Below are 11317 nucleotides of genomic sequence, written 5' to 3' on the forward strand. Positions count from 1 at the left end.
AGCGGAAATTTCAAGTATTATTTAGATATATACACTATCATCATGAATTATAAATATACTTTCGGTCGGTTTCAGGCACTCGAATTCTGGACCTGTCCCTTGCTCATCCGGTTCAAGACCGCGTTCCCCCATTCGCTGTAAGCCTCGCAAACTATTTCACGCTGCTCCCCGGCGAGCGCGATGCGCAAGTGCAGGTCGGGCTGTAATAGTCCCACCGCACCGCGTTCCGGCCATTCGATAAGACATAGCGTCTGCCCGTCGACAAAGTCGCGTACCCCGATAGCCTCGAGCTCGTCTGAACCCGCCAGGCGATATAGATCGAAATGATGGATGGAGCGCCCGCCAATCGAATAGGTCTCCACCAAGGTGTAGGTCGGGCTCTTGACTAAACCGCGGTAGCCCAGGGCCTTCAATAGACCACGAACGAAGGTGGTCTTACCGGCGCCGAGATCACCGCTCAGGAACACCGTGCCCGCCCCGCGGCCAATCGCCCGCGCGAAGCGCGCGGCGAGCGCGTCCATCTCCGCTTCGGTGCCAACGCCACAGCGCCAGTTGAGCCTCACACGGTCGTACTAGGGCGTATCTTGCCAGACGTCGCACTCAGAGGTTGTGAAAAAATCGTCGCGAGCGATGGGAGGTCCGTTGCATCCTCGGCGCGCCAAACAGGGCCATTCCCTGGCCCTGGCTTTCTGCCGGAGCGCAGGAACCGGAGTGTATACTGAAATACATGAGAATTCCGAGCACCGCCGGAACGCGAGATCCCGAGCACAGCAAATTTTTTCACAAGCTCTCAGATAGCGTCGGATTCGCAAGATCTCGGAGATGGGGAAAGAGATCGCTCGCCAGCAACCCGCGCTGGCCCGATGCGGCCGCCCGATCGCCCGCGCGCGCGTGTAAACAGGCGCCGAGCGCGGCCGCATCGAGGGAAGATAAACCCTGCCCCAGCAGCCCCGCGATCACCCCGGTCAGCACATCGCCCATCCCCCCGCTCGCCATGCCCGGATTACCGTAAGGGCAGAGGCTGATGTCCCCGTTCGGACCACAGATGAGCGTACCGCATCCCTTGAGGATAGCGACGCCCCCGTAACGGCGCTGCAGCTCCGCAACCGCCCGAAAGCGATCGGCTTGAACCTCCGCCACCGTCATCCCCAGCAAACGCGCTGCTTCTCCCGGATGCGGTGTGAGCGTCCAAGTACTCTTGGCGACGGGCTCCAGGGCGATGAGATTCAAGGCATCGGCGTCCGCCACCATAGGCAACTCGCTCTCGATAACACGCGCGAGGAGATTGACGGCCCACGATGAGCGGCCGAGACCGGGACCCAACGCGATGACCGTGGCTTGATCTAAAAGCCCCTTGATCTCGGAGGCCGTTTCCACCGGGTGGCACATGATCTCCGGGCGCGCCGCGCACAGCGTGGCGGCATGGGCCGCGCGCGTCGCCAGGCTGACCAGTCCCGCGCCTACCCGTAACGCCGCTTCGGCCGCCATGCGGGCGGCTCCCGCGTACCCGAGCTCTCCGCCGACGACCAGGACGTGGCCGAACCGTCCTTTATGGGCGTCGCGCGGCCGTTGGGGCATGAGGTGTTGCAGCGGCCCTAGTTCCAAGCGGCGGGCGGAGCACGGCACGCGCTCAAAGACCGCGCCCGGCACGCTCAGATCATCGTAATAGATCTCCCCGCAATGCTCCGGACCCGCGTGCGTAAACATACCCTGTTTGAGACCGATGAAGCTGACGGTCGCTGCGGCGCACACCGCCGCCCCCATCACCGCCCCCGTATCGGCATTGAGTCCGGAAGGGATGTCGATCGACAGGCGTGGGCGCGGTGACTGATTAACGGACTCAATGGCTAAGCGAAACTCATCGCGGACCTCGCGATCGAGGCCGGTACCGAGCATCGCATCCACCAACACCTCATGGCCGGCTAGAGACGAAGCATCAAACGGCTGTGGCGCGAGGCCGGCCGCGAGGGCCGTCTCGGCCGCGGCGCGCGCATCGCCTTTGAGTGCCGTGCCGCCAACCTGCCGGATAGCGGCCGTCAAGCCCGCGCGCCGCGCTTCGCGCGCCAACACATAACCGTCTCCGCCGTTATTACCGGGGCCACACAGTACAAGGATCCGGCGGGCCGCGGGCCAGCGGGTACGCAAAACCTCGAAAGCCGCCGCGCCGGCACGGTTCATCAAGGTCAAACCCGCGAGCCCGCCGCCCTCGATCGCCTCGCGATCGAGGGCCCGTACGGACTCGGCGCGGTATAGCGCTAGGGGAAGCGACGAGCGTACGCGCATCGATTAAAGCTTGAACAGATGCTGGCGGTAGTATGCCAACTCGTCGATCGAGGCGAAGACATCTTCCAGGGCTCTATGATTGGAGTCTTTATCATAGGATTTGAGCTCGGGCGCCCAGCGCCGCGCGAGCTCCTTGAGGGTACTGACATCGAGATTGCGGTAATGAAAAAAACGCTCGAGCTCAGGCATCAGCCGGTGCAGGAAGCGCCGATCTTGGCACACGCTGTTGCCGCACATGGGCGAGGCCGACGGCGCCACAAACTGCCGCACAAAGTCCAAGCTCATCCGCTCCGCGGCCGCGACCGTCCATGAGCTTTGCCGGACCCGTTCCGATAGTCCCGATTTAGCGTGCTGTTTTTTGTTCCAGTCATCCATGGCGCCGAGCACCTCCGGGGGCTGATAGATCGAAAGCGCGGGACCTTCTCCTAAAATTTGCAACTGGCCATCGGTCACGACGGTCGCGATCTCGATAATGTGATCGCAAAGCGTATCGAGCCCGGTCATTTCCAGATCGATCCAGATGAGGTTGCCGGTCGCTGGCGTCACGTATAGGGCGCTCACAGATCGCGGCGGCAGGCGATCGCGTGTGACAAGGTGGTGCTATCGACGTATTCCAACTCACCCCCTACCGGGATGCCATGGGCTATGCGGGTCGCGCGCAGCCCAACCGCGCGCGCGACCTCACCGATATAGTGTGCCGTGGCCTCGCCTTCGGCCGTGGCGCCGGTGGCGATGATCACCTCCTCGACCTCGCCGCTGCAGAGTAGGTTTTTTAACTTATCGATCCCGATGGCCTCCGGACCCACGCCGTCAAGCGGCGATAAGCGGCCCATGAGCACGAAATACTTGCCCTGAAACGCCGCCGCTTGTTCGATCGATTGCACGTCGGCTGGGTTTTCGACCACGCACAGCACGCTCGGATCACGCCTCTCGCTCACGCAGATCGGGCACAACGCTACCTCGCTGAGATTGCGGCACCTGTTGCAATGATTGACGCCGGCCATGGCCTCGAGCAGCGCGCGGGCCAGGCGTTGGGCTCCCTCCCGGTTGCGCTCCAACAGGTGGAACGCCATGCGCTGCGCGGATCGCGGACCTACCCCGGGAAGACAGCGCAGGGAGTGGATCAGTTCGTCGATGAGCGGACTGTAGCGTTTCAATTTATAAATTTGAGCGCGAGATTGTTAACGGCCGACTCCGCGGATGAATTTACATAGGGAGCTTGAAACCCGAAGGCAGGCCCATCCCGGCGGTGAGACCCGCCAGTTTGTCTTGGCTCGCTTGCTCCACGCGCCGGTTCGCGTCGTTGACGGCGGCCGCCAAGAGATCCTCAAGCATCTCCTTTTCTTCTTTGAGCAAAGCCGGATCGAGCGTGACCCTGCGCACGTCATGGCGCCCGGTCATGACCACTTTCACCATGCCCCCGCCGGATTCCCCGGTGATCTCGACGTTGGCGAGATCCTCTTGGGCGCGCTTGAAATCCTCCTGCATTTGCTGAGCTTGTTTTAGTAGATTACCGAAACCGCCTTTCATCTAGAGCCTCCTTATAGTTAGCCCCGGCGATGCCGCGGGGATCTTTACAAAGGGTTTCCAGGGGCGCGGTATCGCGCCCCTAAGCCGGATACACCGTGACAGCAGGTTCATCGGCGTAGCGTAACGAATCTGTCAGTTAGCCCTGATCGTCGCCGGATCGACCTCCGCGCCGAAGGCCTCTCGCAGGGCCTGGACATTGGGATCGTTTTCGAGCGCTTGTTGCGCCTGCGCGCGCCGCTCGCGGGCCGCTTGCGCCTTGAGGTCCGCCGGGCTCGCCCGCCCGGCGAGAGAGCCGACGGATATTTTCAAGCGGCTACCGCGCCCGTAGTGGTTTTGCAGCGCCTCGGCTAATCTCGATTCGATTTTATCATTGACCAGATGGCGTGCCGCCGGAGGCGCGACTAAGTGCAGGTCGGGTCCCGGGTCATCCGCCGGTACGCACTGCATCGCGAGCTCTCTCACCAAGCCGGAGAGGGCAAGTTCATCGATTAATCGTTGCCAGGCGCCGGCGGCCGCGCTTGCTGGTGCCGGCGCTGTTACGATCGGTGTCTCCGCGGGCGCTGGAGCGAGTGCTTCGCTTCCGGCGCGCGGTTTCTCATCGCTGCCATCTTCGCGCGAGAAAGCGAGCATACGCAGCATCACCATCTCAAAACCCCGCCTCGGGTTGGGCGTGAACGCCAGGTCGCGCCGGCCGATGAGCGCCGTCTGGTAGAATAGCTGGCAATCCTCGGGCGTCAAGCGCCTTGCCAACACGCGCACCGCTTGGTCTTCGTCATCCGCGTTGGCCTCGGCATCCGGAAGTATCTGACTCACCGCGATGCGGTGCAATATTGCAAGCACCTCTGCTAAGGTCTGTTCGAAATCGGGCGTTAAGGCGGCCAACTGATCAATCTGCCGCAATAAACCCTGGGCATCTTGGTTCGCGAGAGTCTGCAACAAGCTAACTACTTGCCGGCGATCGACGGTTCCTAACATCCGGCCGATGTCGTCCGCGAGCAGGCTTCCGCCGCCGTAAGCGATCGCCTGATCCAGCAAGCTCAGCGCATCGCGCACGCTGCCATCGGCCGCCTCGGCAATCATCCGGCGTGAAGCCGCGTCACTCGACACGTTCTCCTCCTTCAGAATGCGCTCCAACTGTTGCTCCAGGATCTCCTGGGGGATGCGTTTGAGGTTGAATTGCAAGCAGCGGGAGAGGATCGTGACCGGCAGCTTCTTGGGCTCGGTGGTCGCCAGCAGAAACTTCACATGCGGCGGCGGCTCTTCAAGTGTCTTCAGTAACGCGTTGAAGCTGTGGTTGGAAAACATATGAACCTCGTCCACGAGGTACACCTTGAAGCGTCCCCGCGTGGGAGCGTAGGGGACGTTTTCCAGCAATTCGCGGGTCTCGTCGACGCGCGTGCGCGAGGCGGCATCCACTTCGATTAAATCGATAAAGCGCCCCTCATCGATCTCGGTACAGGAGGTACAGGCGCCGCACGGCTGGGGGCTTACGCCCGCTTCGCAGTTGAGGGCCTTGGCCAGAATACGCGCGACCGTGGTTTTGCCGATGCCGCGCGTCCCGGTGAAAAGGTAGGCGTGGTGGATGCGGCCCGAATTCAGGGCGTTGGTCAACGCCCGCACGACATGTTCCTGGCCGACCAGCTCCTCGAATCGCCGCGGCCGCCATTTGCGCGCGAGTACCCGGTAGCTCATATGCCTCTCACGGCGCCGCTAGCCTCCGTAATACGGCCGCAACACGGGTGCGTTGCCTGAACTGGGCGCCAAGCTTTTTTTGGGTGGCGGCCCGTGCCAGCCACGCCCCAGCACCCGCTCCGCTGCTGCCGCTGCTCCCTCTCGGGCCTGACGGGGTTCACAACCTCGCGTCGCGGGGGTACCGGCACGCGCCACCATGCTCTCACTATCATGCAGTCTGCAAAAGTTCCGGGTAGAGTAAGATTGGCGGAGAGGGTGGGATTCGAACCCACGGTACACCTTTTGGGCATACACACACTTTCCAGGCGTGCTCCTTCGACCGCTCGGACACCTCTCCGGCTAAGCTCGTTTCAACGGGCAAGCGACAATTTTTGCGATGTGGGTTTTATAGAGCCCGCTTTAGGAACGCATCGAGCGTCTGTCGCCCCGATCGTAAAGCGCTCTTGCCTCTCCGCTAGCACGCGGGAAAGGGTAAACCAGAACATCGGGCGGCGCAATTCGCAGGGGCGCCCAGCGATCGCGGCCGAAAAGCGTGAGCTAAATTCCAGAATGTGGTGTTCGATCAATCTAATAATAGCCCGCCAGCCTAAATGTCCGTCCCTATCCCCGGTGTCGGCGCACGGTAAGGTTTTGTGAACCAGGCGCCGATATTCTTCAAAACCATTGGGTAATAATCCCTTGAAGCTACAAGCGAAAATCCTCCTGGCGCTGTTGCCTTTAGTAATCGTGCCGCTGGCCCTCCTAGCGGCGCTCGAATCCAAGCTACCGGCGTTCGCCCCGCGGGCTATGCTGCTTGGATTAGCGTCGATCGCGGTCTTTATCGTGCTTGGTTCGATGGTGCTGCGAGCCTTGCTAACACGTCCGTTGGAGGCGCTCAAACAAGCCGCGGAACAGCTTGGCCAAGGAAGTCAACCGGTTGCGATTGATGTTCGCACCAAGGATGAACTCGGTGAGCTCGCGGGTTTAATCAACAACGTGGGCCGGGATTTGAAGCAATCGGGCGAGAAAATTCGTTACTTCGCGTATCACGATAGCCTCACGCGCTTGCCGAACCGGCGCTTGTTCAGCGAATACCTGAAACACGCCCTGGCCCACGCGCGCCGTTGCGAACAATCGCTGGCGTTATTGTTTCTAGACCTCGATGACTTCAAACGCGTAAACGACATGCTTGGTCATCAAGCCGGCGATGTGGTGCTGCGCGAGCTTTCCCGGCGGCTGCTAAACTGCGTGCGCGCGGACGATTACGTCGGCCGGCAATTCCCGAACCCGGCCGAGGGCCAGACCGTGGCGCGTTTAGGCGGAGACGAATTCACTATCTTGTTACCGAGCATCAGTCTTCCTATCGAAGCCGCGACGGTCGCCGAGCGCGTGCTCAAGGCCGCGGAAACACCATTTCTTCACGGCAATACCGAGGTACATGTCGGGGCCAGCATCGGGATCACCATTTATCCGAATGACGGCATGGACGCCGATACGCTGATCAAGAATGCCGACATGGCGATGTACCATGCCAAAGAGCTAGGGAAGAATACCTATCAATTCTACCGCGAGGCCATGAACGTTGCGGCCGTCAAGCGCCATGCGCTTGAAAACGCATTACGGAAAGCCGTCGAGCGGAACGAGTTGGAATTGGTCTATCAACCGCAAGCGGAATTGAAGAGCGGACGGATTGTGGTCGCCGAGGCGCTGTTGCGATGGCATCATCCGCACGAGGGCTTGATCGGGCCGGAACGATTCATACCGTTAGCCGAAGAGACCGGTCTCATCACCCCGATCGGAGAATGGATCATCCGCCGCGCTTGTCAGCGAGCCGGCGTTTGGCGGGCGGCCGGTTATCACGGATTGACCGTCGCCATCAACGTATCGGGCGTGCAATTCATCCGCCAAGATCTTGTGGGCCTGCTTCAATCCGCGTTACACGAATCGGGACTGCCTCCCGAAGCGGTCGAAATCGAGCTCACGGAGACCTCAATACTCCGCGCCGAACAGTCCATCTTCAAGACCCTGCCGGCGCTTAAGGAGTTGGGCATCCGAGTGGTTCTCGACGACTTCGGCACCGGCCGTTCGTCACTAAGTTACCTCAGGCAACTGCCTGTCGATAAGCTCAAGATTGATACCAGTTTCGTTCGTCATATCACCGTGGATCCGAAAGACGCCGCCATCGTTTCCGCTATACTGGCCATGGCCGAGAATCTCAAAATCCCGGTGGTGGCCGAGGGCGTCGAAACCAACGCACAGGTCGAATTCCTTCGGCGACGAAACTGTTCCTATATTCAGGGATATATCATCAGCCGGCCGGTATCCGGCGATGTCCTACCGTCGATGCTTGCCCAGGCTGCGGTCAGGGCGTAATCCTTTATTGGCAAGCGGCAGCACGGGACGCCCTCGCGCCCTTCGCCAGGGGCGCCGCTTCGATAGGAGATCATCATCGAGCCGGCACCATCTACGCCCGCCCCATGCTGCCGAGGTGCGTTCTCAAGACGCCGACGACGATCCCCTCGATGACCAAGGAGTCCTCGCGCATATCGACCTCGATGGGCGTGAACTCCGGGTTCTCGGGGAGAAGCCGTACCTGATTACCGCGGCGGCGGAAGCGTTTGACGGTAATCTCCTCTCCGAGACGGGCCACGACGATCTGCCCGCTCGCGGCCTCGGATGTGGCATGAACGGCTAAGAGATCGCCGTTCTGGATCCCGGCGTCCCGCATGCTCAACCCTCGCACCCGCAGGAAGAAATCGGCCGCGGGATCGAATATGTCCGGGTCTATGGCGTAGTGGCTTTCGATGTTTTCCTCGGCGACGAGGGGGACGCCCACGGTAACCCGGCTCACAACCGGGATCCCGGCCGGCCCTTCGGTTAACACCTGTATGCCGCGAGAGGCCCCTGGTAGAAGCCGGATCGCACCTTTGCGCTCGAGCGCTCTGAGGTGGTCCTCGGCCGCATTAGGAGAGCGGAAACCAAGCTTGTCTGCGATCTCGGCGCGCGTGGGTGGAAACCCTTTAGAGTCCATAAACCTACGGATCATCTTAAGGATTTGGGCTTGACGTGACGTAAGTTTTTCCATAGTAATATCGTCTGACTGTCTTTAAACACAGCCTATTTTAGCCGCTATCGGCAGGAAAGCAAGCCCATCCGCGCCTGGATATAAAAATATTTGCATAGTGCTCCAGGGCAAACGCTTTTGAAACACTGTGCTTCTATCCGATAAGTTGTTATTTATACATGACTTTGTAAAATGAATCCACAAGCTATGCTTCCAACCGGCGCAGGGTCACGAATTCCTCCGCCAGCGTGGGGTGTATACCCAAGGTGGCATCGAACACCGCCTTGGTGGCCCCGGCCTTGAGAGCGATGGCGATGCCTTGGATCACTTCGGATGCCTCCGGCCCCACCATATGGGCGCCGGCCACCCGATCGCTCGGCGCCGCGACGATGAGCTTCAGAAAAGCCCGCTCGTCACGCCCGGAGAGGGTGTATTTCAGGGGCGTAAACCGCGTCTTATAGACCTTGATCTTATCAAAACGCGCGCGGGCGCTCGCCTCCGTGAGGCCGACGGTGGCGAGCTCCGGCTGACTGAACACGGCCGTCGGGATATTGTCGTAATCGACCCCGTGCGCTGCGTTTCCGAAGAGACAACGGCTCGCCGCCATGCCCTCGGCGATGGCTAGCGGCGTTAATCGTACGCGATCAATGACATCGCCGACGGCATAAACCGATGGAACCGAGGATCGATACTCATCGTTTACCACGATTGCGCCGCTTTCGGTCCTGGCGATGCCCAGGGCGTCGAGACCGAGTCCGCTTACCTGCGGGACCCGTCCGATTGCATACATCACAAGATCCGCTTCGAGGTCCTCGCCGGTGCTCAGAGACACACGCGAACCGCCCGGGATGCGCGTGAGTGCGCTTACTTCGGTATCAAACCTGAACGAAACGCCCTTTTTTTGCATCTGCTCCGCCAAGAAACCGCGCGCATCGTCATCGAAGCCCCGCAGAAACAGGGGCCGCCGATGAATGAGCGTGGTATGCGCCCCCATCCCATTGAAAATACCCGCGAATTCGACGGCAATGTAACCTCCGCCGACAATCACGATGCGTTGGGGAAAGCGCGGGAGCGAGAAAGCTTCGTCGGAGGTAACCGCAAGCACCTGCCCGGGAATGTCCGGGCGCTTCGGCCGGCTCCCGGTCGCGATGAGAAGGAAACGCGCGCTGTAGCGCAACTCATCGACCGCGGTGGTATGCGCATCCACCAATCGGGCGCGCCCTTGGATGATCGTCACGCCCGCTGCGCGTAACAGGCGTTCATAGTGTTGCCGTAGCCTAGCGAGTTGCGCATCCTTATTGGCGATCAACCGGCCCCAGTCGAAAGCCGGTTCTCGCAGGCTCCAGCCGTACGCGGGGGCTTCGCTCAGGTCGTCGCGATAGCGGGCTCCATAGACCAGGAATTTCTTAGGAACACAACCCAAATTAACGCATGTGCCTCCGAGTTGGCGTGGCTCGGCGATCGCAACGCGCGCGCCGAGCTCGGCGGCGGTGCGCGCCGCGCGTATGCCTCCAGAACCGGCGCCGATGACAAACAAGTCAAGGTCGTAACCGGACATCCTGTGCGTGCCTACTCATGTGTATAACGCAGTAGTATCGAACCCCGCCCCGAAGAGTGATGGACGCGCGTGACTCCCGAGACCGGTGATGCCGTGCTCGCCCGCGGCAAGGGACGATCTAAGAGATTGTGAAGAAATCGTCAGCGAGCGAAGGAAGCTCGCGTTCCGCCGGCGCGCAGGAACCGGAGTGTATATTGAAATACATGAGGATTCCGAGCACCGCCGGAATGCGAGATCCCGAGCGCAGTAGATTTATGCACAATCTCTAAGGTGTTCCCGCGCAAAAAGCGGCAAGCACCTCGATGCAATTGGCCATCGCGCCCAGGTGCGCGATCTCATATCCGTGCGTGTTCTGCGTCGGAAATCCTAGGCAAGCCGCGCGTCCAATATGACCGAATTTCATGGCGAGCGACGCATCGCTACCGAATCCGCTGATGGCGGCTAGCTGCAGCGGCACGTTGCTCCTTGCCGCGGCTTGCCGCAGATCCCTATTGAGGCCTTCGTCGTAGAGTCCGTACCCATCTTGAGAGAGTAACACCGGGGCGATCCCATCTTCGATCGGGTACTCTGGCGCCAAGGGACAGATCTCAAGTGCGATGAGCGCATCGAGCGGCTGTCGTTGCGTGAAGTAAAGCGCGCCCATCGCGCCGACCTCTTCCTTAGCGGAGGCCACCAGATAGATGTCGCGCCCGCACTCCCGTAATTGCTCCGCCAGTACCAACAGAATTGCGATCGACGCCTTGTTGTCCAGGGTATAACTGGCGATATAGTCCTTGATCCGGAAAGGCCGTTTGCGGTGTTTGCCCACCACCATGCGCGTCCCGGGCCGAACGCCCGCCTCGCGCAGTTCACGCGCGCCGCATTTGGTTTCGACCCAGACATCTTGCCAGCGCAACGGGGCCTCATCTTGTTTTGCCTTTTGCGGCGATTCGTGCGAAACATGACGGGAGCCGAACGACAGCACCCCGCTAACCACAGCGGCGTCCCCGAGTAAGTCCACGATGCCTTCCCCATAAACCCACGGGAAGGCCCCTCCCAATGGGCGTATTTCGACCCGCCCGTCGGCACGCACCGTTTTTACGATCGCTCCGATTTCATCCTTGTGCGCGGTGACGGCGATCGCGCCTTCGTTGCGCCCCGAAACCTTGACGATAATGTTACCCGCCGGGTCTTGGATCACCTCATGGCCGCACTCTCGCAACCTGTAGAGC

At 60.7% G+C, this 11317-nt stretch carries 10 protein-coding genes, 1 tRNA gene and 1 other RNA gene; 1 reads left to right on the forward strand and 11 read right to left on the reverse strand.

What is annotated here, in order from left to right; all coding sequences use genetic code 11:
* Nucleotides 1-71: 71 nt before the first annotated feature.
* From tsaE to M3436_05435, 8 genes are all read right to left on the reverse strand, one after another.
* Complete coding sequence (gene tsaE, locus M3436_05400) at nt 72-521, reverse strand: tRNA (adenosine(37)-N6)-threonylcarbamoyltransferase complex ATPase subunit type 1 TsaE (protein MDQ3563584.1); 450 nt, start codon at nt 519-521, stop codon at nt 72-74.
* Nucleotides 522-780: 259 nt separating this feature from the next.
* Nucleotides 781-2283: an NAD(P)H-hydrate dehydratase gene (locus M3436_05405; protein ID MDQ3563585.1), complete on the reverse strand. Its 1503-nt coding sequence runs from the start codon at nt 2281-2283 to the stop codon at nt 781-783.
* A gap of 3 nt (nt 2284-2286) precedes the next feature.
* Nucleotides 2287-2787 (reverse strand): oligoribonuclease, encoded by a 501-nt coding sequence (orn, locus tag M3436_05410; GenBank protein MDQ3563586.1) that lies wholly within the window; start codon nt 2785-2787, stop codon nt 2287-2289.
* 53 nt (nt 2788-2840) lie between these two features.
* Complete coding sequence (gene recR, locus M3436_05415) at nt 2841-3440, reverse strand: recombination mediator RecR (protein ID MDQ3563587.1); 600 nt, start codon at nt 3438-3440, stop codon at nt 2841-2843.
* 49 nt (nt 3441-3489) lie between these two features.
* A complete protein-coding gene (locus M3436_05420) occupies nt 3490-3813 on the reverse strand; it encodes a YbaB/EbfC family nucleoid-associated protein (protein ID MDQ3563588.1) in 324 nt (107 codons plus the stop codon).
* Between the two features lie 132 nt (nt 3814-3945).
* Nucleotides 3946-5505 carry a DNA polymerase III subunit gamma/tau gene (gene dnaX / locus M3436_05425; GenBank protein ID MDQ3563589.1) on the reverse strand — a complete coding sequence of 520 codons (1560 nt, stop codon included), beginning with the start codon at nt 5503-5505 and terminating at the stop codon, nt 3946-3948.
* A gap of 91 nt (nt 5506-5596) precedes the next feature.
* An RNA gene (gene ffs / locus M3436_05430) (signal recognition particle sRNA small type) lies at nt 5597-5692 on the reverse strand.
* A gap of 57 nt (nt 5693-5749) precedes the next feature.
* A tRNA-Ser gene (locus M3436_05435) sits at nt 5750-5842 on the reverse strand.
* A 341-nt stretch (nt 5843-6183) separates the two neighbouring features.
* Here M3436_05435 and M3436_05440 point away from each other — a divergent pair.
* Complete coding sequence (locus tag M3436_05440) at nt 6184-7857, forward strand: EAL domain-containing protein (GenBank protein ID MDQ3563590.1); 1674 nt, start codon at nt 6184-6186, stop codon at nt 7855-7857.
* A 91-nt stretch (nt 7858-7948) separates the two neighbouring features.
* Here M3436_05440 and lexA read toward each other — a convergent pair whose 3' ends face one another.
* The 3 genes from lexA to M3436_05455 form a co-directional block, all read right to left on the reverse strand.
* The gene (gene lexA / locus M3436_05445; protein MDQ3563591.1) at nt 7949-8569 is read right to left on the reverse strand and encodes a transcriptional repressor LexA; all 621 of its coding nucleotides are present in this window, start codon (nt 8567-8569) and stop codon (nt 7949-7951) included.
* Between the two features lie 184 nt (nt 8570-8753).
* Nucleotides 8754-10106 (reverse strand): glutathione-disulfide reductase, encoded by a 1353-nt coding sequence (gene gorA, locus M3436_05450; GenBank protein ID MDQ3563592.1) that lies wholly within the window; start codon nt 10104-10106, stop codon nt 8754-8756.
* Between the two features lie 265 nt (nt 10107-10371).
* Nucleotides 10372-11317, reverse strand: a 946-nt coding sequence (locus tag M3436_05455) for a M20/M25/M40 family metallo-hydrolase (GenBank protein ID MDQ3563593.1), incomplete at its 5' end; no start/stop codon positions are given.

Source organism: Pseudomonadota bacterium, assembly GCA_030859565.1.
In the GTDB taxonomy this organism is placed as follows: domain Bacteria; phylum Pseudomonadota; class Gammaproteobacteria; order JACCXJ01; family JACCXJ01; genus USCg-Taylor.